The 22,812-nt window shown below is 44.4% G+C and carries 23 protein-coding genes, 1 pseudogene and 1 other annotated feature; of the genes and pseudogenes, 18 read left to right on the top strand and 6 right to left on the bottom strand.

The annotated features are described in order from the left end of the window. Window positions 1-98: 98 nt before the first annotated feature. The 3 genes from ACY2IG_RS07850 to ACY2IG_RS07840 all read right to left on the bottom strand — a co-directional run bounded on the left by ACY2IG_RS07850 (window position 99) and on the right by ACY2IG_RS07840 (window position 2,624). Window positions 99-956: a LysR family transcriptional regulator gene (locus tag ACY2IG_RS07850; protein ID WP_375091674.1), complete on the bottom strand. Its 858-nt coding sequence runs from the start codon at window positions 954-956 to the stop codon at window positions 99-101. A gap of 89 nt (window positions 957-1,045) precedes the next feature. Then, window positions 1,046-2,278, bottom strand: a complete 1,233-nt coding sequence (locus tag ACY2IG_RS07845) for a chloride channel protein (protein ID WP_462618674.1) — start codon at window positions 2,276-2,278, stop codon at window positions 1,046-1,048. Window positions 2,279-2,318: 40 nt separating this feature from the next. Then, complete coding sequence (locus ACY2IG_RS07840) at window positions 2,319-2,624, bottom strand: potassium channel family protein (RefSeq protein ID WP_375091672.1); 306 nt, start codon at window positions 2,622-2,624, stop codon at window positions 2,319-2,321. A 429-nt stretch (window positions 2,625-3,053) separates the two neighbouring features. Here ACY2IG_RS07840 and ACY2IG_RS07835 point away from each other — a divergent pair, with 429 nt between their 5' ends. Beyond that, a complete protein-coding gene (locus ACY2IG_RS07835; protein ID WP_462618673.1) occupies window positions 3,054-3,548 on the top strand; it encodes a hypothetical protein in 495 nt (164 codons plus the stop codon). A 66-nt stretch (window positions 3,549-3,614) separates the two neighbouring features. Here the strand turns inward: ACY2IG_RS07835 and ACY2IG_RS07830 are convergent, their stop codons facing one another. Next, complete coding sequence (locus ACY2IG_RS07830; protein WP_462618672.1) at window positions 3,615-4,646, bottom strand: zinc-binding dehydrogenase; 1,032 nt, start codon at window positions 4,644-4,646, stop codon at window positions 3,615-3,617. A gap of 192 nt (window positions 4,647-4,838) precedes the next feature. Between ACY2IG_RS07830 and ACY2IG_RS07825 the strand changes: the two genes are divergently transcribed. Continuing rightward, entirely contained in the window at window positions 4,839-5,276 is a 438-nt protein-coding gene (locus ACY2IG_RS07825) for a hypothetical protein (protein ID WP_462618671.1), read from the top strand. A 46-nt stretch (window positions 5,277-5,322) separates the two neighbouring features. Here ACY2IG_RS07825 and ACY2IG_RS07820 read toward each other — a convergent pair whose 3' ends face one another. After that, entirely contained in the window at window positions 5,323-5,802 is a 480-nt protein-coding gene (locus ACY2IG_RS07820; RefSeq protein WP_462618670.1) for a hypothetical protein, read from the bottom strand. 201 nt (window positions 5,803-6,003) lie between these two features. After that, window positions 6,004-6,260 (top strand) — a binding site (T-box leader). A gap of 65 nt (window positions 6,261-6,325) precedes the next feature. Between ACY2IG_RS07820 and ACY2IG_RS07815 the strand changes: the two genes are divergently transcribed. From ACY2IG_RS07815 to ACY2IG_RS07750, 14 genes and pseudogenes are all read left to right on the top strand, one after another. Further along, on the top strand, window positions 6,326-7,552 hold the full coding sequence (locus tag ACY2IG_RS07815; protein WP_462618669.1) for an MFS transporter: 1,227 nt from the start codon (window positions 6,326-6,328) through the stop codon (window positions 7,550-7,552). Window positions 7,553-7,571: 19 nt separating this feature from the next. Further along, window positions 7,572-8,093: a GNAT family N-acetyltransferase gene (locus ACY2IG_RS07810; protein WP_462618668.1), complete on the top strand. Its 522-nt coding sequence runs from the start codon at window positions 7,572-7,574 to the stop codon at window positions 8,091-8,093. 207 nt (window positions 8,094-8,300) lie between these two features. Further along, window positions 8,301-12,029 carry an ABC transporter permease gene (locus ACY2IG_RS07805; protein WP_462618667.1) on the top strand — a complete coding sequence of 1,243 codons (3,729 nt, stop codon included), beginning with the start codon at window positions 8,301-8,303 and terminating at the stop codon, window positions 12,027-12,029. 140 nt (window positions 12,030-12,169) lie between these two features. Further along, window positions 12,170-12,343, top strand: a pseudogene (locus ACY2IG_RS07800) (DMT family transporter); the annotation flags it as partial. Window positions 12,344-12,715: 372 nt separating this feature from the next. Next, the gene (locus tag ACY2IG_RS07795) at window positions 12,716-13,594 is read left to right on the top strand and encodes an NmrA family NAD(P)-binding protein (RefSeq protein WP_462618666.1); all 879 of its coding nucleotides are present in this window, start codon (window positions 12,716-12,718) and stop codon (window positions 13,592-13,594) included. Beyond that, window positions 13,581-13,874 carry a hypothetical protein gene (locus tag ACY2IG_RS07790; RefSeq protein WP_023468121.1) on the top strand — a complete coding sequence of 98 codons (294 nt, stop codon included), beginning with the start codon at window positions 13,581-13,583 and terminating at the stop codon, window positions 13,872-13,874. The genes ACY2IG_RS07795 and ACY2IG_RS07790 overlap by 14 nt, the downstream gene beginning before the upstream one ends. Window positions 13,875-13,910: 36 nt before the next feature. Continuing rightward, complete coding sequence (locus ACY2IG_RS07785) at window positions 13,911-14,330, top strand: RrF2 family transcriptional regulator (RefSeq protein WP_290750013.1); 420 nt, start codon at window positions 13,911-13,913, stop codon at window positions 14,328-14,330. Between the two features lie 53 nt (window positions 14,331-14,383). Beyond that, a complete protein-coding gene (locus ACY2IG_RS07780) occupies window positions 14,384-15,238 on the top strand; it encodes an NmrA family NAD(P)-binding protein (protein WP_462618665.1) in 855 nt (284 codons plus the stop codon). Window positions 15,239-15,470: 232 nt separating this feature from the next. Then, window positions 15,471-15,896: a hypothetical protein gene (locus ACY2IG_RS07775; protein WP_462618664.1), complete on the top strand. Its 426-nt coding sequence runs from the start codon at window positions 15,471-15,473 to the stop codon at window positions 15,894-15,896. A gap of 30 nt (window positions 15,897-15,926) precedes the next feature. Then, window positions 15,927-16,208, top strand: coding sequence for a hypothetical protein (locus tag ACY2IG_RS07770; RefSeq protein ID WP_462618663.1), 282 nt, complete (start codon window positions 15,927-15,929; stop codon window positions 16,206-16,208). 18 nt (window positions 16,209-16,226) lie between these two features. Further along, on the top strand, window positions 16,227-16,565 hold the full coding sequence (locus ACY2IG_RS07765) for a hypothetical protein (protein ID WP_462618662.1): 339 nt from the start codon (window positions 16,227-16,229) through the stop codon (window positions 16,563-16,565). A gap of 37 nt (window positions 16,566-16,602) precedes the next feature. Beyond that, window positions 16,603-17,778 (top strand): hypothetical protein, encoded by a 1,176-nt coding sequence (locus ACY2IG_RS07760; RefSeq protein ID WP_462618661.1) that lies wholly within the window; start codon window positions 16,603-16,605, stop codon window positions 17,776-17,778. 210 nt (window positions 17,779-17,988) lie between these two features. Next, on the top strand, window positions 17,989-18,441 hold the full coding sequence (locus ACY2IG_RS07755) for a GNAT family N-acetyltransferase (protein ID WP_035408230.1): 453 nt from the start codon (window positions 17,989-17,991) through the stop codon (window positions 18,439-18,441). Window positions 18,442-18,603: 162 nt separating this feature from the next. Continuing rightward, complete coding sequence (locus ACY2IG_RS07750; protein ID WP_462618660.1) at window positions 18,604-18,948, top strand: hypothetical protein; 345 nt, start codon at window positions 18,604-18,606, stop codon at window positions 18,946-18,948. A 1,188-nt stretch (window positions 18,949-20,136) separates the two neighbouring features. Here the strand turns inward: ACY2IG_RS07750 and ACY2IG_RS07745 are convergent. Continuing rightward, window positions 20,137-20,886 (bottom strand): collagenase, encoded by a 750-nt coding sequence (locus ACY2IG_RS07745; protein ID WP_462618659.1) that lies wholly within the window; start codon window positions 20,884-20,886, stop codon window positions 20,137-20,139. A 195-nt stretch (window positions 20,887-21,081) separates the two neighbouring features. Here ACY2IG_RS07745 and ACY2IG_RS07740 point away from each other — a divergent pair, with 195 nt between their 5' ends. After that, the gene (locus ACY2IG_RS07740) at window positions 21,082-21,489 is read left to right on the top strand and encodes an RrF2 family transcriptional regulator (RefSeq protein WP_329470840.1); all 408 of its coding nucleotides are present in this window, start codon (window positions 21,082-21,084) and stop codon (window positions 21,487-21,489) included. 76 nt (window positions 21,490-21,565) lie between these two features. After that, window positions 21,566-22,468 (top strand): NAD(P)/FAD-dependent oxidoreductase, encoded by a 903-nt coding sequence (locus ACY2IG_RS07735; RefSeq protein WP_329470838.1) that lies wholly within the window; start codon window positions 21,566-21,568, stop codon window positions 22,466-22,468. The last annotated feature ends 344 nt before the right edge of the window (window positions 22,469-22,812 follow it).

Here is a 22,812-nt window from a genome sequence, read left to right as displayed (position 1 = left end):
TTGAACAGAAAAAGAGGCTGACTCAAAAGTCAGTCTCTACATAAGGGAAGTGATGCAAAATGATGATCTGCCATTCTTTTTTTAATTAGCCTCTTTCATTACGATTGTAAGACAACAATCACCTGTTGCAAAACCGGATCGTGGCGCGAGTCCGTTCGATAAGCGACATATAACTGATTCGTCGCGAATCGTTCCGGTGCAATCCGTTGTACCCGTCCAGCGCTGACCGCTGCTTCGACGAGATAATCGGGCAAGATGCTAATCCCGTGTCCTACTTCGATCGCCTTTAGTATCGCATCGACGTTCGGTAAGATCATTTCCGGACGAATCCCAGGTCGTTCTCCGAACTGCGTCTGATAGTACCGACGAATGATTGGTAACTCGAGTCCATAGCTAATCCAGCGTTGTTGGTCCATCCATTCCTTTAGATCCGTTTCCGGAGCATCGTATCCGATTGGAGCGATCAAATGAAAGCGTTCGTCAGCGATTGGGACATACTGGACTCCCGGTTCATCGATCCGCTTCGTTGCGATGATGAAGTCGAGCTCATTCGCAAGCAAGCGTTGCAACAAGGGAACCGTCAAATCAAAGACTACCGTGAACTGTGCGACGTCGAGCGGTAGCTTTGGTACGATCCCATGCGTCACGAATTCCGTCGGTCCCCCGAACTTCAAGACCGGACGAGATTGCTCCCCTGCTTCGTACTTCATCTCAAGCGATAACTCCTCGAGCCGGTCGATCAATCCGACGACTTGTGTATAGAGGGCTGTTCCCGCGTCCGTCGGAATCATTTGCCGTGGCGCACGGATGAACAAGGTCGTCTCAAGTTCTGCTTCCAGTGCCGCGATATGCTGGCTGACCGCCGGTTGCGTCAAAAAACGAAATTTTGCCGCCGCCGAGACGGAACGCTGTTGGTAAACGTGAATGAAACTCCGGTACCATTCAAAATCAATCATGTATGTTCTCCTTTTGCTTGGTCTTCCTATAAAGTATAGTTCCATTCAATCTATAAGACAAATAACGAATAATTTAGTAAGTCATAAATTTATTTATCGGATAATGCAAGACGGTTTCCGTAGTAGTTCATGAATTGTTGAACGCCAAGGCAGACAAGTAGGATCAATGGAAAGAACTGCAACGGGAATAGAAAGAGGAGAAGCGTAGCGGTCACGAGTGGCTGACGCAAGACGACAGTACAACTAGCCGTAACGACAAGTGTCACGATCAATCCAGGCATGAACGGACTTAATTGGCTGAGACAGAATGCCATGACTGTGCTCGAAAAAATTAACGGGAATATCTTTCCGCCTTTCCAGCCGCAGGAAAAACAAAGATGCGTCAACCCCACCTTTCCGATCGCAAGCAACAATAAGGCACCGATTGTCCAGGAGGATCCCTCTTTCGTAAAATCGAAGATGTCATATTCACCAGAAAACAATAAGTAAGAGGAAATCATGGATGCAAGACCAATCGCGATTCCCGCGATGAGTGCGAGAAGGATTGGATTTCCGACGCGGGAAACCATCCAGTTCGTCACCCGCTCCGTCCATATGAAGAAAAGTCCAAACGCGATCCCGAGGAGAATCGCCGGAAGGATGAACCACATGACAGTCGCATTCCACGTAATCGGTGGTATCTTAATAGCGAACACGCGGTCATGGGGTACGAGGTGCATGATGAAACGAAAACAGGCAAAAGCGACGAGCGTACAAATGCCGTAATAAAAGATGCGTTGTACCTTTTGCCAGCGTGACGTTGCTTGCTGCATCGGTTCCTCCTCGATCGCTTCAGAGACACTGACGAACGGGGCATGAAAAATCGTCGCTAACATCGCAGCGTATCCCGTCTGCAAGAAACTTTGCCGCTCCGGCTCCGTCAACCGTAACCGATCACCGATCCACGTCACCATTCCCCCTAAGATGCTGATCAACGCAGCTTCCGGTCCTAAACTCGCTCCACACGTCAGCACGATCCATGCGGCAACGGTGTTTTTCCAGAGAGCACCGCGATAAGGTACACGACCTTCTTGCTTGAAGTTAGCAAGCGTCTCATGCATCGTCTTCGGGTAATCACCTACCGACTTTTTAATAAGACCAACACCGATACCACCGAGTAGACCGACGCCAAGTCCATAGAAAGATACATCGAGTACAGACGGTAACCACTCCCATACATAATGAATCGATGCGTTCACACCACTTAAAAACAAGGCAGCCGTCAATCCGACGATTGCTCCGAGGATCAGACAATGCAAGAAGTGCGTCAGATGTGGTTTCATTTCTGCTCCTCCTTCTTCTTCTTGTCCTGGTGATATTGTTTTATGCCATATTAAAGTTCACGATGACGGCACTGAGAACACCGACACCAAGCATGACGTAACCGATCGAAAACAATTTACCGAACGCTGTCTGTGGGACGAGATCCCCGTATCCGACAGTCGCGAGTGTCATGACGGAGAAATAAAAGGCATCTAGAATACTGAACTGTACGACATTGTGATAGAAGACCGTCCCAATCAAGAAAAGTGCCCCGACCATGATCATCAATGCTTTCTGTTCTTCTTGCTTGAATAAGATACGGATGACATGAAAAAAATTTCGGATCAAGATAAAGAACGCCAGCATGCTCTCTCCTCCTCAGTTCCGTCATCACGGCACACGTTCATTGAACAATTTCTCTAGTTGGTCAGGATCAAGTTGATTCAAGTCAGAGATCAGGAAACAATCGATTCGTTTTGATGACTGGATTTGTAAGCTTTTATCCGTCCGTAGGAGCTATTTGACACCTAGCAACGTCGCGATCAAAATAAAACTACAGTTGATCAGGAACAGATATCTGCATCGAGCGCGTAGGTCATGTTCTGATTCGCAATGGCGTTATCGACGATAGTAGCAAGACGGTGGCGATTATGACACCGGGAACGTCCGCGCAATCAGTTCGTCACTCAGAAACGAGTCACACCATTTAAGTCATTGGTTTTTATTTACCCATTTTTAGTGTCTTCGCCTTATTTCCCTTATGAAAAAATCCCTTTACTGAAAGGTACATTGCTCATGAAAAAATTCCGCGGCAAACGCCGTTATTTTAAAAATCTCGAACTTGAATTCAAAAGTTTTTCTTCTCCCTCCTATATTGATACAGACGTCTGGTTTAACGAATGGCACGAGCATCCTGACTTTTATGGACATGGCAACGCGAGTCTGCGTATTCGTAAAGCACATCTTCGGATCGCATTGAGCGCTATGCAGGACATGCAACAAAAACTAGAGGAAAAACAGATTGAACATCAGCTTTACATAACGATTGTCCTCGAGGATGCTTCACAAGACGCACTACATGTCCACACGACGAATCCGGACGGAACCCTATTCCCACTTGAGCGGATTCAGTCGTTCCCTCTCGCTTCACACGTTCCGACCTGGGTAACGGAACTCTTTCCGAACAACCGGTATACGATTCATGAATCACAGGAGGAATTCATCGATTACACGGAAGAGGAGCCTGTCAGCTCGACCGTCACGCTTCTTTACATCTTGCCTAGCCCTTAAATTGACACGAAAACGAGCTATCCTTTCCATCATAGGAAGAGGATAGCTCGTTTTGTTCGGTTTCTCTTATGGTAGCAAGACGACCTTGCCGAATTTGCCAGCTTGTTTAAAGTACGCTTGGGCTTCTCGCGCTTCAGCGAGCGAGAACGTCCGGTCGATGACGGGCTGAATCGTCTGCGCCCGAACCGCCTCGAGTAATTTCTCATAATCATGGCGATTGCCAAGGACGGATCCTTGTAGACGGATATGTTTCAAGTAAAGTGTCCGAAAATCGAGCGACGTCACCTGTCCCCCGGACGATCCGGAAATACAGTACGTTCCGCCGCGCTTCAGCAGATCCAGTCCTTGTTTGAACACCGCATCGCCGACGACGTCGAGAATCGCATCGACCGGACCAACTTCTTGCATGACCAGCTGATCCCAGTCCGGCTCGCGGTAGGAAACGACCAGGTCCGCCCCGAGTTCTTGCAGTTGATCTGTCAGCTTCAAGTCACCGACGAGTGCGACGACACGGGCACCGAAGACACGTTTCGCAATCTGGACGTTGAGTGAACCGACACCGCCACTGGCGCCTGTCACGAGAATCGTCTGTCCTTCTTGTAAGTCGAGTTGTTCGACCATGTGCCACGCCGTCAATCCACTGACCGAGAAGACCGCACTGTCCGAATAGGAGGCAAGCGGCATCTCGTAACAGAGTTCGAGCGGCCAGCAGACATATTCCGCGTATCCGCCATCATACTCAGAGCCGATGAACGATAAGTCCTCGGCACTTTGTTCGTCAGCGATTTCTCCACTCGCCGTGAACGGGAACAAGACGACGTCTCGTCCGATTTCTGATTCCGCGACACCGCCTCCAACCGCGACGATCCGTCCGCTAATGTCTGAACCGGGAACTCGGGGGAATTGCACACCTTCCGCTTTCCAGCCCGACTCATTCTCCGCACCATAAGTGCCTTCCCGCATCCAGATTTCTGTATTGTTCAAGGCACAGGCTTTGATTTCAATCAGCACCTCGCCTTGTTTCGGTTGAGGTGTTTGCATATCAATGTACTTCAGATGATCGAGCCCACCATGTCCTGTGACCGTGACTGCCTTCATGTTTTTGCCTCACTTTCTTTTGGTCTAGATATAGATTCTTTTATCCTTTACCCTTTTGTTTTACATACACTCCACGTCAAATAAATGATCAAACTCACAAAAAATTAAAAACTGAATATCTTTTCATTTAAAAGCTCTTCTATTTAATTTTTATATTTTGGTAAAATAAAGAAAATACCAAGGAGGTCCCTCATGAAACGTGGCTTAGTATTGGTCGTCCTATTGATTCTAGTCGTGTGCATCATCGTTTTCGAACCATTCCGTGGCGTACCACCGAATCCTGAAGTTAAGGCGAACGGAAAGGATGTTCCGACCGTTCAAGGGTCTTATTGCTGGGACAGCTTACTCCGCAGTCAATGTGGTGATAAAGTTTATCGCGATGGACTCGATATGGCAAAAGAACAAAAACCGGTTAATGTCTCTTCCGGATCAGTCGTCCGTGTCGAATTATCCGGCAATCCAGAACAAGTTAAGCTAACACAATGGCACGAACAGAAAAAGAAATCTCGTGTTGTATTAAAAGATGATCAGTTCAACGCACCAACAGAACCTGGTGTCTATGTATATGAATTGAACTCGCGCTGGAAACAAGGCGACGGACAATTCGGATTCTTACTGAAAGTGCAGTAAATACAATAACCCCACTGTCGTCTCATGACTTCAGTGGGGTTTGCTGTCATCCGGTTTGACGATACAGTTGCAAGATTCCGAAGACGGTCAAGATGAGATAGCCGATTCCGATGAACAAAAAGACTGGGCGAATCAATTGATCCTTCGGTTGTCGCGTTATGCCTTCGAAGAAACAACTGACAATGAAACCGAGAACGAGGATTCCACCATACATGAAAAGGTAGGTTACGAGAAGACCAACGAGACTCGGATTCGATAACGAAGGTGCTAACCATATGAGACCACTGACTAATGAGCCAAGCACAACTATCCCCATTACGATCCCGATAAGTGGATGAATTGAGTTCAGTCGCTGAATCACTTCATGACGTTTAACGATGCGCTCCACTAATGTCATCGCTGAAAGACAGGTCAGTAAAAATAAGATGAAGAAATAGATCGCTTGCTCGACTGGACGGAACGTCGTGAAAAAAACAGCTCCGGTAAGAACAAGGAGTGGAGATATGAAAAAAATCAAACGTTTCATTTCTTTCCCTCCTTCGCATGACTTTCTTGAAAGTGAACACATAACTAAGACAATGTAACATATAGCACGTTACATATTTTACCACTTTTATCTTTTTTCAAATTTTGATACCTATGTACTTTTTTCAACAATTGTAAAAAAATGATAAAAATTCTTTACGGTTTCATTTGGCATATGCTAGGATGAGACAAATCATATGAATCAAACGCATTGAAGAGAACAGTACGTCATTTCGATTTTTCCTAGAGAGCTCCGATTGGTGGGAAGGAGCAAAAGTCATTGACCGAACCAAGCCTCTGAGCAGCACGGTGGAACCGAATCGGGGATATCGTGACGGGTGCTCCCGTTATCGAGCTCAGGTATTTGCCGTTTAAAAGCGGTCGTACCGATGAAGGCGGTACCGGTGACGGTTTCGCGAACAGGGGTGGCACCACGACACGCACAGTCTCGTCCCCAAGACCAACGTCTTGGAGGTGGGATTTTTTTATTGGCTTAAAACACAATTAAAAAAGGAGTGTGTCATATGTCGAATTGGAAATACCCTGGATTGCTGTTACTTGGTGTCGGTGTCTCGAACATTGGAGCTTGGGTCTACTTCATCGCTTTGAATTTAATCGTCCTCGAACGAACGGGATCGGCGTTCGCCGTCTCCGTTCTCTATATCCTGTTACCGATCTCCGCGCTGTTGACGAGTCTTTGGTCCGGCAGTGTCGTCGATCGAATCAATCAACGTCGCTTGCTCGTAATGCTTGACGTCGGGCGCGCCGCGCTCGTCTTTTCACTGACATTGATCGATTCATTGTATGTTCTTTATGTGCTCGTCTTCATCTTGAACATCGGTAATACGCTGTTTGAGACATCCTCATTGATCTACATGACGAAGCTCGTGCCAGAGACTAGTCGCCAACGGTTCAATGCATTAAAGAATTTCATTCAGTCGGCCGGTTTCATTCTCGGACCATCGATTGCTGGCTTTTTATTTTTAATCGGTTCTCCTGAGACGGCGATTGTCCTCAACGCGGGAGCACTGTTGTGTTCTGCCACTTTATTGTCCGTCTTGCCTGACGTCCGCTTGGCGGCGACTACAGCAGTCCCCTTCTCACTCCGAGTGATTCTTAAGGACTGGAAAGAAACCTTTCAGTTTGCACGGACTCGGCGCTACATCACGCTCGTCTACGCCTTCTATGCGCTGATGATCGTCTTGATGAGCGGTCTCGATTCGCTTGAAGCCTCGTTTGCGACGATCGTTTTGCAGATGGATGAGAGTACGTATGGATTCCTCGTCAGTATCGCCGGAATCGGCATCATCTGTGGTTCCGCGGTCAATGCAACCTTTACGCATCGCTTGTCGCTCCGGTTCTTGATCCAGTTTGGGGCACTGATGACGCCTGTCGGTTACTTGATCTTTGCCTCGGCGACGTCATTCTTGATTGCAGCGATTGGCTTTTTCTTGCTAAGTTTTGCCCTTGCATTCGCAAACACTGGCTTCATGACGTTTGCTCAAACACACATTCCGGTCGAATTGATGGGACGGTTCCTCAGTAGCATCCACGTTGTACAATCGACTGGTGTCATTCTCTTGACGGCGTTAATTGGTTTCTATGCTGAGACCTCGATTCGCTTAACGTATACCGTTGCTTCAGTTGGCTTCCTCCTGATTGGTGGCTTGATCGTCTTCATCGTGCAAGACCGAACGAAACGTCAATATTTTACGACCGAAACCGATGAAACGATTAAACTTTCGTCATGAGAAGGAAAGGAAGATATTCATGCAGTTGACTGGAGAACGAATTTTTCTACGCCAGATTGAAGTGACGGACGCGCACGTCTTCTTCCAACAAACACAAAATGAGACATTACGTTACCTGACCGGAACGACAGTGACGTTTTCGCTCGAACAGATTGAACAGCATATTCTCTCGATTCAAGCTGATGCGACGCGTCATGATTTTGCAATTTGCCTGACGTCGGGTGAGATGATTGGTGAGTGTTCGATACTTGATATCGATTTGGATTCAGGAATCGCTGGCTTTCGGATTTCACTGCGTGCCCTCCCCTGGACCGGTCAAGGATACGGGACAGAGGCAATCGCGTGTATCTTTCGATTTTGTTTCGAAGAACTTCATCTGAGTCAACTTGAACTCGAAATGTTTTCGCACAATGAACGAGCAATTGCAGCTTATAAGAAAGCCGGTTTTCAAATCATTGAAATGATTCCTGATGCCTTACTGTATGATGGCGTTTCGTTTGACGAGATCATCATGCGGAAACGGAATCCACGCGTTGTTTAAAGAGTCAATCCTGATGTAGCACCTCCTCCGTGAAGTGCTATTTCTATTTCCTTAAAATTAATATCCATAATTAACAGATTTTTTAGTCAATTCACTCTTATTTGTATATAATGGAAAAATAAAAAGAAATATATGGATAAAAGAATATCTTATCGAAAGGCATCTTATGCAATGCTCAATTAACCAAATCGAAATGAGGTGGAGAACATGCTGAGATTCATCTGGAACTCCTGGTGGCGTAACAAGGAGCGGTTCATCTTGCTCCTCGTCGGTGTTCTGATCGTCAGTACAGGACTCAGTTATTTAATCGGTACGACGCAAGCCAACAATGGAACGGTCGTCGATGAACTGCAAAAACGCTGGGGATCGTCCTACGATATCGTCGTTCGACCGGAAGGCAGTCGGAGCGTGACAGAAGACTTGAACCTGCTCGAGCCAAATTACATGAGTGGGCTCGACGGCGGGATCACCCGCAAGCAGTACGATACGATCAAGCAAATCGCAGACGTCGAAGTCGCCGCACCGATTGCGATGATCGGAAACTACAATACAGATGCTGTGAAGGATACGTATAACTTCAAAGAGCCAGGCATTTATAAGATTTCATTCAAAGATATGCAAGATACTGGACTAAAAAAAGAAACAGAGTCTCACTCCTTCTTTGCTGGAGCCGGATGGTTCCCTCCTGAGAGTGACGGATTGAATCGAGATATTTCACCACAAGAATTAGGCGAGTTTCCTATTTACGGTTACGGGAGTTCGGTTATGCTTGCCGGGATTGATCCGGAAGCAGAAGCACGATTGGTAGGACTCGATCAAGCAACTAAGAAGGCAACACATAGTCGTTATTTCACGAAAGAAGATATTGTCAACGATTATGGTGACGGTGTATGGGACATCCCACTAATCATGAACAGCCACGAGTACGTGAATGCTTCGCGGACTTATCGCTATGAGAAAGTCGATATCCCGCTCGTTAAAGACTCAATGACTGAAACGGTTCGCAGTATCATGAAAAAAGGTGGCGAATCCTATCTCAAAACGCTTCCTGTCAAAGATACGAAAGAATACTATATTTCGACAAAGCAAGCGTCAAAACAATTCGTAAAGAATATTCTTGAAGATAAGGTTCCAGAAAATGCTGCTGGTAGCTTTGACTGGATGTATCTAAAACCATCAGCCGTCGAGTATCAAACAATTGCGAGTCCGTTTGCAAAACGTTGGCCATTTACTTATCAAGTAACGCCTCAAGAGGTTGCAAAAGAAGTCCTGATTTCGAAACGATCAATGTATCGAAAAGCTCGTATCTTCGGTGACGGCACAGGTAGCCTAGAAAACGTTCCGAAAATGCATTTGAACTTTATTGGTGTCTTTGATCCAAAAAAATTGAACATCTCGAAGGATCCGTTGACAGAACTGCCGATGGAGACCTATTTCCCCGCGAAAGCCCAATGGGTCATGGATAAGAATGAAAAACCGGTCAATCCAGTCCGAGAAGTCAAGCCGACGAACGATCCGTATGACTTCTTGACGAAACCACCATCGATGCTGACGACGCTTGACGCCGCCTTTAAGTTACGTGGTGATAAAGCGATTTCTGCCATTCGTGTCAACGTCAAAGGTGTCGAGACGATGAACGCGACGAGTGAGAAAAAGTTGAAAGCTGTCGCTCAAGAGATCGAGGATAAGACTGGTTTGATTACGGATGTTACGCTCGGCTCCTCACCACAACTCGCGCTGACATACCTCCCTGGATTAAAAGGTGAATCAGCACTCGGCTGGGTCCAGCAACCGTGGATCAAACTTGGTTCATCGATGGCAATTTTCCAGGAAGCGAAAGTCGGGATGAGTGGTATTATCTTGAGCGTCATCGCTGTCGCGCTCGTTTATGTCTTTAGTTCGAACATCATCTTACTTTATGCGCGAAAAAAAGAGTTCGCAATTTTACTGTCGCTCGGTTGGCGTCCGCGTCAACTTTCAAAACTGCTGTTCCTCGAAGCGACCCTGCTCGGCACACTCGTCGCCTTGATTTCTTGGACGATTCTTGGTTCATTCTGGCTGACGACGGATCATCCGATTGGGCTTACGCGGATCCTTTTAATCGGGCTCGCTGGTCTATTGATTTATTGGGGCGGTACGCTCGTCCCGATGACGCTCATCCGCCTGATTCAACCTTTCGAGAGCATGCGCTCTGGTGAAGTCTCAAAAGGACGACGCTTCGTCCGGGCGCAAGGTGTCCTCGGAATGAGCATCAACCAGCTCGTGACGTATTGGCAACGGACGATCCTTTCAACAATTGCAATCGCCCTGCCAACAAGTCTCTTTATTTTCTTCCTGTTCATCACCTTTCGACTGAAAGGTGTCCTGTACGCGACGTGGCTCGGTGAATATGTCGCGCTTGAAGTCGGTACGATGCATTACGTGGCGATGGGCGTCTCTTTACTCATCGCCATCCTGACGACGACGGAGATCATGTGGCAAAACGTCAACGAACGAAAGAGTCAGCTCGCTGTCTTAAAAGCGACCGGTTGGCAGAACGGTCAAATCCGGACGCTCGTCTTAAGTGAAGGATTGATGACCGGACTTTTCGCCGGAATCATTGGCTTATTGATCGCCCTTGCAATGATCGGTTTTGTCTATAACCAGTTCCCGACTAGCGAACTTGGTTTCTTGAGTATCATGTTATTGATTCCAATGATAACTGGCGTCCTCGGTGCCCTCTTACCGGCACAACGCGCCGTCAGCATTACACCGAACGCGGCAATCGGGAGCGTCGCAACGAATACGAAAGCGACGGAACGACGTTTCCGACTCGCCTTATCCGCAGTCGGTGGTGCCCTTGTCGTCGGTGTCGCTTCCCTATTCTTCTTTGCTACGACCGAAGAAGGACCGACACCAACAAAACCCGCACAAACAGCTTCACCATCAATCAAGACGACAGGTACGAAATTGGCAGATATAAATGAGTCTAAAAAGAAAAAATCATCTTCGAAGAAAGTCAATTCGAGTAATCTCGATAAACTGATGAATCGTGGTGTCATCCGAACTTACCCAGGTGATCCGGATTCGCAAAAATATATTTTCCGCGTTGGAAAACTCCTACCGACACCACCAAAAGAGTTAAAGTTACCGGCTCTTGAGAAAGAACAATATGTCACTGTACCTGTCATTTTGGAGAACTTCAAGGATGATGACGGAGAAGGAGGATTTTATATTTATAAACCAAACTGGTTTACATTAGAAGATACAAACGGTAACGTATACGAAGCTGTCGATTATGAGAACCGGAATCCAGATGTATGGAAGGATGGCTATCGTTATTATCCACCTTCCGTTTCACGCGTCGATCTTGTCTTCCGTGTTCCACGTGAAAAAAACACCTATGTTCTTTTCGCGACAAGTGAAGCGATTGCCAAACCGACGACCGTTAAAATTGAAGTCGATGCTGTTAATGCTGCATCAACCGCTGAGAAGACCGGACAAAAGAAACAGTCGAAAAAAACAAATACAGATGTCATCAAGAAATTGATGGATGAAGGTGGAAAGCAAACTTACCCAGGTGATCCTAATGTAATGAAGTACCATGGGTTCAAGGTTAGTTCTGCTAAACGAGTTCAACTTCCTGATTTACCATCATCCAAACAAGCTGTTTCTGTCACGCTTGAATTACGAGTAGAAGGTGAAGCTACAGCCGACTCTTACATCGACTACAAACCATTTACATTCCCATTGATAGATAGTCATAAGAAAAGTTATACCCCTGAAAAAACAATCAATCACAATAAAAAAGCCTATTCAGATAATTTAGGATATCTCGCTCCTTTACACTCAAAAATCGACGTCATCTACATCGTTCCAAAAACTGAGAACACCTTCGTGATGAATGTAAATGGCGGATTTACCGGTTATATCTACACCGTTAAAATCAAATTATGATTACTACTTAATCACTGGCTGTCATATGACGGTCAGTGATTTTTCTATTTATACCGAAATTAATTTCTTAACGTTCTACTTTTGGTAAGATGAAATACAGGAAAAGAATTGGAAGTAAACTACTTAAACGAGGACCTGCTATGACATACTTCATGTATCTATTTTGTTTAATCGTCTGGGGACTGAACTTCATTGCTGTCAAAATCCAAGGAACACCTGTCGCCTTGGAAGTATCCCTGACCTATCGATTAGCGATGACCGCTGTTCTTTTCATCCTATTCGCGTTATTCGTTAAACGAACGAACAAACCTAGTCTTCTTTGACTCGGATTTCCTTTTGTATGTGTCGACTGATGTAGTGGATGTCATCGGAACAGACGTGAATGCGATTAGGACACTCAAGGAAACATACGCGGAACTTTACAATAGCTTTCACGAAAAATACGTCGAGTAATATTCATAATAAACCTAGATATGTAAACATAAGTATTAATAATTAATTTTTTTGAATATTAAGGTTCATATATTGAATAAATGGAATACTTAATTATGTTTTTAGCAGGAACTATCATCTATCCGGTATTTGAAGGATAATTAGGGTATTATATAACTAATACAAGTATTTTATTTACCACTTTACAACATCAGTGATGCCTCGTTCATCTAAGAGAGGAAAGGAATTTTCCCATGATTTTCATTACGGACTTTTCTTCACCGATCGGGCAGCTCGTCAGCCAACGTATGCGCACGGAAGAACAGCCTTTTTGCATTGGGGTATCCGATCCACAAGCCGCTTCCGAATTATATGGAGAGCATTTTGACTTTCGTCGATTCGATGTCCAGGATGCCTCGACGTTCGTAGAAGCACTCGCAGGATGCGATCAAATCTTTCTCGAATTTCCTGCAAACGCGGACTTGGAGACATTCGAATATTTTATTCATTATCTCAGACAGACTGCCCTACAACACATCGTCTACCTCTCAGCCAAAGACGCACTATCCCTCCCATTCACGCCACATCATCGTATTGAAGTCGTCATTCGCCAAACCGACATTCCCTACACGATCATTCGTCCTAGCTACTACATGCAGCATTTAAACATGTTCATGCGAGATATGTTACGAGATCATGCACACCTCTTCGCACCGGCAGGAATTGGTAAGACGTGCATGATTGATGCCCGTGACGTAGCGACCGTCGTGATGACGTGTCTTGAAAACCCAGCCACTCACTTCAATAAAATCTATACGATCAGCGGTGAAGCGGCTTACAATTTTTACGAAGTCGCCCGGCTTCTCGGAGAAGAACTTGAAACAGAGATCATGTATACGAACCCGTCTATTGATTTTTTCCGGTCCTTTATGATGCAACATGGATTGTCTTACGAAGAAACCAATGAAATCATCAAACTTCATGTGCCGATCTTATTAGGTCTAGCGGATGAGACGGATAACCACTTTCTAGAACTAATTGGTGAACGACCGATCACCCTTCGGCAATATATAATAGACCACTTATCCGATTGGGTAAATGAAGAGGAGGGCAAAGCATATGATTACTCATGAACGAGCACTGTTCGTTCGTCAATGCATCGTCGATTATTATCACCGGCTCGGCATTCATTGTCAGGTGACGATATTCACAGAGTACCCATTGCAATTGTTGCTCGACTTCGATTCTCGAAGAGATGAACTGATTACGCCTCAACGGCGAAGCCTCTCCTGTCGGTACATTCGCGCCCACCTCATTTCTGCTTTGATCACATTCGATGATTCCTACACGCATGTTTACATGACGAAAGCGCCCTTTTCCTCCATGACGCGATATTGTCTCTTGATTGTCTGATATCATCGTCAGTCAAAAATGAAAGGAGATGCGGTCGTGCGGTTGAAACGTGCTACGGAACATGGCTTACTGACATTACTTTTTTTGGCACACACCTCAAAATCGATGACACGAAGAGGAGAATACGTAAAGACGAGAGACATTTCGCTTCAATGTAACATCTCGTACGAGCATCTCACGAAAATCATTTCAATTTTAGGAAGAGCAGGTCTTTTACGAACCCATGCTGGACGAGAAGGCGGTGTTCAACTCCTCCCATTGAGTCATACTGTCCGGGTCGGAGATGTCGTCGCGTTATTCGAACGTCCGCTTTTTCCGGGAACGCGTTATCAGGTATGTGCGTTAGATCAACTATTAGATGTTGCACTGATTTCATTCTTTAATACGCTCAATCAAGTTACGATAAAGCAATTAGCGGACGATTTACCACCTCACTTTTTCTTAGACATATCATGATTTACTTCTCATCAAACAGCAGTTCAGTCAAGTGTACAGGAAGGACGTTACACATGACGATTTTAGTAACAGGATTCACAGGAAACGTTGGACTAGCCGTCGGTCATGCAATGATGAAGCGACATATTCCCTTTCGTGCGGCTGTCATCGACCCTGCAGCTGCTTCAGAGAAATTCGGCAATGCTTTTCACTATCGTCACCTGGACTACGCCGATATCTCAACGTTTTCACAAGCGTTAAAAGGCGTCGATCAACTCTTTTTGATGTATCCGTCCCAAGTATCAACACGACAGTTCCATCTCTTTCTGCGCTATTTGCGCTTCACCTCAGTCCGGCACATTGTTTATCTCTCGTTCAAGGATGTTCCAGTCTTTCCGCTGACACCTCACCATACGATCGAAAAGATCATTCAAGAGACCGGTATCCCGTTTACGATCATCCGTCCCGGATACTACATGCAAAATTTGAATCTCTTCATGCGTGATGACATCCGTTTTCACGAGCAGATCGTTACGCCCGCTGGTCTTGGGAAGACAAGCATGATCGACATCCGGGATATCGCGACGTTCGTCATCCGTTGCCTCGAACATCCTGCCCCCCATTTCAATCGTGTCTATACGTTGCATGGCGAGGAAGTTTTCGGCTTCCATGAAATCGCAAGTCTGATGACGCTACTCTTAGGAAAGACGATCCGTTACACGAACCCTTCGATTCCATTCTTCCAAATGAAGATGGTTCAAAAAGGATATCCGAAAAGCTACGTCAATGAAGTCATCATGTTACACCTCCCGATTAGTCTCGGACTCACGAAACGAACGAACCGTCAATTCCGCGAGGTGACTGGTACTGAGCCGATTCCCCTAAGTCAATATATTCTCGATTATCAAGCCCACTGGGAGAAGCATTGATTCCTCCATTCTTCGTAAAAGGAACATGACTTCCCCAAAACCTAGTCATCTCAAAGAGACACGTGTGCCTCATTCATAATCCCTTCATCCATTTGAAGGGATTTTATAGTTTTTGTGGAAAATGATTCTATATAAGGATTCTTCTCCACGATACATGATTTGATTGATTTTAATTTCCGATTTAACACTATTATTTATTCAATAAAGGAGGAGTTGGTATCCTTAATTCATTTTGATTGGTTCACTACTTGTCGTGATTGCTTTTTTCATCTATTTTGAGCCATTCCGTATTGAACCCTACGACCCCGACGTCGAAGTAAACGGTAAACCAATTCCGACTGTCCAAGGTTCTTATTGCTGGTCCAGTTTATTCAGTGCTCAATGTGCTGACATGATCTATGTCGATGCTCTACACATGACTGAAAAAAGTAAACCCGTCATCGTTTCACCCTCTGAAAAGATTCATCTCTCGTTTGATCGTAAACCCGATACTCTCCAAGTCGTACGCTGGGATTCGAAAACGAAAAGTGAACAGGTTTCATTAAAAAACGACATTCTTAGCGCACCGTCTGCTCAAGGTACGTATACCTATGAGGTCGTTGCCGGGTGGAATGAACATGGCGACGGTCTATCCGCCTTTTTGATTCAAGTCCGATGAACCCCCCACTCAAACAGGAGATGAATAACAATGCGTAAAGGTTTTCGACTCTGGCTACCCTTGCTCTCACTTGCTGTCTGTCTGTTCAATGCCTTCGGCTACGATGATAAAAACACCTTGTTGTTTCTGACGAGCCCTGTTTTCTGGCTTCTCGAATCACGATCCTTTCTTGGAACGTGGCTAGATTCCTTCCATGTCCCACTGTTCCTGATCTACATCCTGACCTTGATCAGTTGGTTCTTGATTGGCTTACTAATTGATGTCATTCTTTCTGTTTTGTTTAGACGATCGTCTAGACGCATCCATGATTAACTGAGGAGGAAAATACATATGGGACCATCCAATGACATGTGGGTGTGGGTACTTTCCTACGCATTCTTTTTCATCACGCTTATCAGTGCAATCTTCGTCGCGATCAAGCATCCAGCCTTGAGAAAAGCGTCGATCCGAGCGGTGGTAGCGATGCTTTTCCTGTATGCACTATTCATTTGGAACTCTTTGTACCGTCTTGACATTACAGAATTCAAACATTTTTACGAAGGATTGACGACGCTGCGACCGTGGGCATGGATGTGTATCTTCTTATTCGCCTACACATTAAAGTGGTGGTATCTCGTATTTCTTTACACCCGTCGTCCGAGTCCTTCTTCACATGAGGTACAGCAATGAACTACATTTCCAAAAATCTTCGAAGGAGCTATCCGATATGAAATTACATCGATTCGCATCCGTCTTTTTCCTCTCGACCATCGTTTGGACGACAGCGGGTTGTACCATGATGGAAGAACAAGCGACACCGCGTGTAGCACAAAAAAATATCGCGTCACCTGAACAAGTAAACACTTCCTTGAAGAAAGCAACGACCGACTCCAATAACCAACAAGCAATCGAATTAGAAAAGCAAACGAAGCGCGTCACGTTAGGTCAAACGAAAACGTACGACCTTTCTTCATTACTGAGCAAACACCGTGTCTCGATCGATCCACAGTATTTCTACCAAAACCAGATCTTCTACTTTGACCTACAAGAAAACAAGAGTGTCATCTATACATACGATACGAAACGACAGCATAACAAAATTGTTCATGCGACGAAGAATGCAATCCCGATGATGACGGGTACAGGTGCGTTTTTACTATGGGTCGAAACGGAACAGCCGACAAAGACCGGTGTGAAATGGTCGATTCGTCAACTAAATATCACGACGAATCAAGTGAAAACACTTGATACAGGCGAAAGTCGCTTCGATACATCCCCTCCGAGAATCGATGTCACGTCAACTCGTGCGTCCTGGATCACGCAAGAGGCGACTGCACATAAAACGGTCTCCACGATCAAGACGTATTCGTTAAAAACCGGGAAGATCACGCCACTCCAATCCTTCATCTTAACAACAGGAAAAACACAAGACGGACTATTCACGTACGAGCACCGCGATAGCGATGACGGCGTGACCTTATACACGTCTCACTATAAAAACGGACAGAATATCCGTGTGCTTGAAACTCTGGATGGTGCCTATAAAAAAGAGATGTCCGGATTAATTGATTTCAGTCGTAGTGGCACCTATTTCGCTCTCGGCACAGAAGGCGACGCCATATTCCAACCCATCGGATTAGACGAACAGACGCTGAACTATTCTGCTTCCAGTGCCCAGACGTTGATTAACGGCATTCAATTCCTTTCGAACACACAAATCGTCTTCCGAGAAGGCATCCATCAGTTGATATATGCGGACTTAAAAGCGAAGACCGTCGCTCCTCTGACGGACTTTGAAGAGCTGGTATCGTTTCCTCTACTGCAAGATGGGAAACTCACTTACTCCATCACGAACGGGAAAAAATCCACCTTGCATGTCGTAAAGCTTCTCCCGTCTAACTAAACGATCATGATCTTAATCTAACAAAAGAAAGTCGTTTTCCGTTACTCGATACGGATGACGACTTTTTTTCTTACATGCTATTTTGTATTCTTAAGAAGGACAGAAGTTCACAGGTTCTTTCGTAACGCTTCTACATCAGCTATTGTGGCAGCAGAGTGAAACTGAAGCCTAAGACAAACATATATCAATCGATCCGTGAGGAGAATGAATATGAACATCCGACAATTATCCGTCCATGAAAATCCACCGATGGACCTCTTGCTAGCAGCGGACCCGTCTCAAAAGTTAGTCGAAAGCTATGCAAAAAGAGGTTATTGTTTTGTCGCTGAAAGAAATGACCAATGGATTGGTGTATATGTACTTCTCCCGACAAGACCTCAAACGATAGAAATCGTAAATATCGCAGTAGATGAGTCGCATCAAGGACAAGGTATCGGAAAAAATCTTTTACGACATGCGATTCGCACAGCGAAAACACTGGGGTATACGACCGTTGAAATCGGGACGGGCAATTCAAGCATTGGACAGCTAGCACTTTACCAAAAATGTGGATTCAGAATCGTTGGAGTCGATTTAAACTTCTTCTTGAGACACTATGAAGAGGTGATCATCGAAAACGGGATCCGGTGCACGGATATGATTCGGTTATCGCAAGATATATAAGAATTTCAGCATTCTTTTCGAAAGTAGATTCCGCTATCTCACAGTGAAACTCGAGCGATTATGAATGAGACATCATGAGGCTATTAACGTTATATAGGATTGCAAAAAATGGATTCATCCCCCATAATATGAACATACGTTCTTATTATAAGGAGGTCCACCATGCAGCACCTTCAAAAAGAAATCACTCATCCGGTGTCGTTATCTACTATGAATCCAATTATTTATCTCTCCATCGATTCATCCATTATTGATTCTTCCGTTTCTACGGCTTATAAAATGGAAGTCATGTTATTTATCGCTTTACGGGAGAGATTATCCTTAGAACTGCTTCCTCTCCATCACTCCGGTGGCCCTACAGAACTTGTCTACATAGAAGAAGTCGACTTCGAGAGTCGGCAGTTGACGCTCTTTCATATGAACGATTCGTCATTGTCCTATCATCACTACGTCGCAAACGATCACTTACTCTCCCAACAGCCTCAACTATTACTAAACTTGGTGTAAAACTAATAAAATTCATTTATATGACGCGTTCAGAACGTTCACATATGCTTTTTAATACTTTATATCTATCACTACATGATTTTAAAGACACACTATCACTATTTTTAAGTCACCAAACAATCTGCCCATTTTCTTAACGAAAGGATGTTTTTATTCCTTTCTGAAACATTATGATGAAAATCCACGGTTCTAATTGGAATTAATTTTACAGACAAATTATTTAATGGCATAATAATGGTAACCTTTTCATAAGGAGGAGATCCATTTGAAAAAACAACTTGCTTTTGCCGGTTCTTTTGCGCTCTCAGCTATCACGATCGTCATCATTCTTAAATTAGTTGGAGTCGATCTCTAAAGCAATCACTCAAATGATGTAGATTTTCAAATTAATGATTCAATCGCTGTTATGATGCATCGTCTTTCGATCATCTGTAACAGCTTTTCTAGGTTTAATGCTATGGAACGATCGGAAGTGATGAATTGAAAAAAGTCGGAATGAACGTTTTAATTGTCTCACTCCTATTAGGAGGACTGCTGTTTTACTTAGACGTCCGATACGATGAGTGATTCGAGCAGCACGTCAGCACTAAGGTTGAGACTTATGTCGATAAAAAATACGGTCCAGCTCGTGTCGTCTCACTCCACTCTGCTTATGACGACAAACACCGCGTTAAGGAAAAACGCTATAAGATTGCCGTAAAAGTCCGTGGTCAAGGGCTCTAAAAAGAGGAATATTTCTTGTATCGTCTTCAAGACGACCGAGTCGTTGAGATGGGCACGACGACTAGTTTGCCCAAGCGAAACTAAGTCACGAGATGCTTTCTTATTTCACACTACATATCATGAAAAGTCAGCTGATTCCTTTTTAGATGGAATCAGCTGACTTTTTTATTTAATCTTTTTAAGGCTCAGAAATACCGTAAGCCAGTAACAGCAAATAGGACATCATACAGAACGTAATAAGATGGATACCAACGAATAGCCATCTAAGTACTCGATGCTTCGTTTTGTACCCTGTGTATACGCCGACTAACGGAACGATAAACAGAAGCAGGATATAGACAGTTCCAAACCCTTTCAGACTGACTCCGCTCTTCATCAAGAAAAATAAGAAACAAAAACAGATGAATGCAGATAACGAAAGAATACTGTAACGATTCACAAGCCCTCCTCCACTACAAATACAACTTAGCGATTTACCGACTGAAGATTAAAGTATGTCGAGAGCGGCACGATCCGCCCCTGCTCATGCCAGTTCCGATATGCTTCGAAAACGCGTAAGACGTCCCCGTCATATCGTTCCTCGATGAGATGGTGGATTGCGAGAAAGCTCCGCCAATAATCAAACATGATACTCGACAGACTACCAGCATAGGAGGCACTCCCAAATTGATCAATCGAGCGCGCTCCATACTCCTCCTGAAAGAGCTCGACCAGCTCTGTCTCAATTGTCGTAATTCGCTTGAATGCTTCGTCCGACAACAAATGCTTCCGGGGTAGGTACTCACACATTCCCTCTTCGAACCAGATTCCGTCTTCTCTCTCATCGTCGAATTCATCAACGAACAAATCCAAGTGATGCGTCAGTTCATGAGCAGCAATCGTCAGGACGTGATCTTCCGCAAGCGTTTCGTAGAACGCTCGAATATGCGATACGTCCTTCCCGTCGAGTTGAGACAAAAATAACGTTCGCCATTCTGCAACGTCTGGTGATATGTAAATCAAGTCCTTATTCGTAAATGCCGGAATCGGAATGTCCGAGAAGACGGTCGTCGCGAGTTCCGCTGACGTCCAAACGATTCCTTTCGGCACGGCGATCAGTTGATACTTCTCTTGTAAGATCGTTTGATACTCGTCTAACCGTGCTTGAAAGCGATGCGTGACCGCTTCGTATTTGTCATAGTCGGTTTTTGTCTCAAACGCAAACAGTTGTTTCATGTTCTCTATCACCCTTCATCAAAAAATATACGATTTCATTTTAACATATATTGGATAACGACTAAAAAACTACCTTCTGCAGGTGGTCGTGGATTGCAGATAAACCCTTCTTTCGTTAGTTTAAGTCATAACATTTGGATGTTCGTACGAATAACGGTATTATAGACATATTAAGTCTGTAATTAAGGTGAGAATATGAAATTATCAAAAGCAACCAATTATGCACTCCATACGATGTTATTTTTAGCTGTAAATCATTCTCATGATCATATTGGTGTAGCCTCGTTAGCCAAGCAACAAGGCGTTTCACCCACATACCTCTCGAAGATTTTAACTAAGCTAGTCAAAACGGGTATGGTGATCTCGACTACTGGAGCTACAGGTGGATACAAATTAAAACCAAGTTGGGAAGAGATTTCATTGCTTGATGTCATCATTGCAATTGAAGGCGTACCATCCATGTCTGACGCTTGTCTCAATAACAATCCGAACTGCTTGATTCAGAAATCAATCGAAACTGCTGAACACAAATTTTTAGATTCATTAAGACACACGCTTATTAGTGACTTATCTAATCAAGTTAATGAGACATCATCCATTTGAAACAAGTGATGTCTTTTGCTTTAATTACAGACACTATGACTCTTTAATATCTGTTATATAAAAGGAGGAAATGTTCATGAACGTATATGATTGCATCGTGATTGGCGGAGGTGCCGCCGGATCAGCTGCTGCCCTAACATTAGGAAGAGCTCGAAGAAATATTGTGATTTTCGATGATGCTACAAATCGAAATCGTGTCACACAAGAATCACATGGTTATCTCACTCGAGATGGAATTACACCGTCAGAGTTTAGAGAGATCGGATTAAAAGAACTACAAGCATATCCGTCCATTACGATTTGCAACGAAAAAGTCATCGAAGTAAAACAAGATAATCAGAATCATCTGTTTGAAGTTTCAACCGGTCAGCATCGTTATATAACTGAAACGCTACTACTCGCAACCGGAATTCAAGAAGAATTTCCCCTGGAGGCGATCAAGGAGTATTATGGGCGAAGTTTGTTTAGTTGTCCCTATTGCGATGGCTGGGAGATGCGAGACTTACCCTTAGCTGTCATTGCCGAAGATCCAGCCTTTGCTCACCATTTAGCAAAGCTCGTTTTCAATTGGTCGAACGATTTAGTTGTTTTTACAAATGGTTTTGAACTATCTGAAGACGTTCGGAACGATTTAGATCGTAACCACATTCAAGCATACACAACAAAAATTAAACGCTTACACGGAAAGGTAGGTATTCTAGAACATATTGAATTAGAAGATGGAACAATGGTTGCAAGACAAGGTGGATTCGTCGTTCCTAAATTCTATCGTTCAAACGATTTGGCTCAACAATTACGATGTACATTTGATGAGAGTGGAGCCATCGTAACGGATGGAACTGGTCATACATCCGTCGAAGGGGTATACGTTGCCGGAGAGACTGAAAAAAGCGGTTCTTCTTCTTTATTGATAGCAGCCGCTGATGGCTCCCGTGCAGCTGCAAGCATCAATTTCAATTTATCTTCTAAACGATTTTAAGACTTCAACAAGATGATACAGGCAGTAAATGAATATGACGATCAGTTTGCCAAAGCAAAACTAAAGCAAACACCTTCTTGATACAATCGAGAAGGTCTTTTTTGAATGATATTATCTATACTACACGATGTCATGTTCCATTCGTTTTCTTTGTAATTTATACACTCTTCTCAAGCAATGAACACTCAAAAACAATGACTTCCAAGCTACTGAATCATTTTATTTCTTCTGCAATCATCACGACGACGTTACCGAATTTTCGCCCGGTGTCGACATAACGGTGCGCTTCGACGATCTCATCAAATGAACAGATATGGTCGTGACGGCTCTAAATCGTCCCGCTT

The organism is Exiguobacterium sp. EF_C8 (genome assembly GCF_054956715.1).
This window is presented reverse-complemented; position numbering and strand designations above follow the sequence as displayed.

What these genes read in the sequence shown, in the direction of transcription:
- ACY2IG_RS07850 (WP_375091674.1), bottom strand. Translation starts at nt 956, where the DNA reads ATGATTGATTTTGAATGGTACCGGAGTTTCATTCACGTTTACCAACAG.
- ACY2IG_RS07845 (WP_462618674.1), bottom strand. Translation starts at nt 2,278, where the DNA reads ATGAAACCACATCTGACGCACTTCTTGCATTGTCTGATCCTCGGAGCA.
- ACY2IG_RS07840 (WP_375091672.1), bottom strand. Translation starts at nt 2,624, where the DNA reads ATGCTGGCGTTCTTTATCTTGATCCGAAATTTTTTTCATGTCATCCGT.
- ACY2IG_RS07835 (WP_462618673.1), top strand. Translation starts at nt 3,054, where the DNA reads ATGAAAAAATTCCGCGGCAAACGCCGTTATTTTAAAAATCTCGAACTT.
- ACY2IG_RS07830 (WP_462618672.1), bottom strand. Translation starts at nt 4,646, where the DNA reads ATGAAGGCAGTCACGGTCACAGGACATGGTGGGCTCGATCATCTGAAG.
- ACY2IG_RS07825 (WP_462618671.1), top strand. Translation starts at nt 4,839, where the DNA reads ATGAAACGTGGCTTAGTATTGGTCGTCCTATTGATTCTAGTCGTGTGC.
- ACY2IG_RS07820 (WP_462618670.1), bottom strand. Translation starts at nt 5,802, where the DNA reads ATGAAACGTTTGATTTTTTTCATATCTCCACTCCTTGTTCTTACCGGA.
- ACY2IG_RS07815 (WP_462618669.1), top strand. Translation starts at nt 6,326, where the DNA reads ATGTCGAATTGGAAATACCCTGGATTGCTGTTACTTGGTGTCGGTGTC.
- ACY2IG_RS07810 (WP_462618668.1), top strand. Translation starts at nt 7,572, where the DNA reads ATGCAGTTGACTGGAGAACGAATTTTTCTACGCCAGATTGAAGTGACG.
- ACY2IG_RS07805 (WP_462618667.1), top strand. Translation starts at nt 8,301, where the DNA reads ATGCTGAGATTCATCTGGAACTCCTGGTGGCGTAACAAGGAGCGGTTC.
- ACY2IG_RS07795 (WP_462618666.1), top strand. Translation starts at nt 12,716, where the DNA reads ATGATTTTCATTACGGACTTTTCTTCACCGATCGGGCAGCTCGTCAGC.
- ACY2IG_RS07790 (WP_023468121.1), top strand. Translation starts at nt 13,581, where the DNA reads ATGATTACTCATGAACGAGCACTGTTCGTTCGTCAATGCATCGTCGAT.
- ACY2IG_RS07780 (WP_462618665.1), top strand. Translation starts at nt 14,384, where the DNA reads ATGACGATTTTAGTAACAGGATTCACAGGAAACGTTGGACTAGCCGTC.
- ACY2IG_RS07770 (WP_462618663.1), top strand. Translation starts at nt 15,927, where the DNA reads ATGCGTAAAGGTTTTCGACTCTGGCTACCCTTGCTCTCACTTGCTGTC.
- ACY2IG_RS07765 (WP_462618662.1), top strand. Translation starts at nt 16,227, where the DNA reads ATGGGACCATCCAATGACATGTGGGTGTGGGTACTTTCCTACGCATTC.
- ACY2IG_RS07760 (WP_462618661.1), top strand. Translation starts at nt 16,603, where the DNA reads ATGAAATTACATCGATTCGCATCCGTCTTTTTCCTCTCGACCATCGTT.
- ACY2IG_RS07755 (WP_035408230.1), top strand. Translation starts at nt 17,989, where the DNA reads ATGAACATCCGACAATTATCCGTCCATGAAAATCCACCGATGGACCTC.
- ACY2IG_RS07750 (WP_462618660.1), top strand. Translation starts at nt 18,604, where the DNA reads ATGCAGCACCTTCAAAAAGAAATCACTCATCCGGTGTCGTTATCTACT.
- ACY2IG_RS07745 (WP_462618659.1), bottom strand. Translation starts at nt 20,886, where the DNA reads ATGAAACAACTGTTTGCGTTTGAGACAAAAACCGACTATGACAAATAC.
- ACY2IG_RS07740 (WP_329470840.1), top strand. Translation starts at nt 21,082, where the DNA reads ATGAAATTATCAAAAGCAACCAATTATGCACTCCATACGATGTTATTT.
- ACY2IG_RS07735 (WP_329470838.1), top strand. Translation starts at nt 21,566, where the DNA reads ATGAACGTATATGATTGCATCGTGATTGGCGGAGGTGCCGCCGGATCA.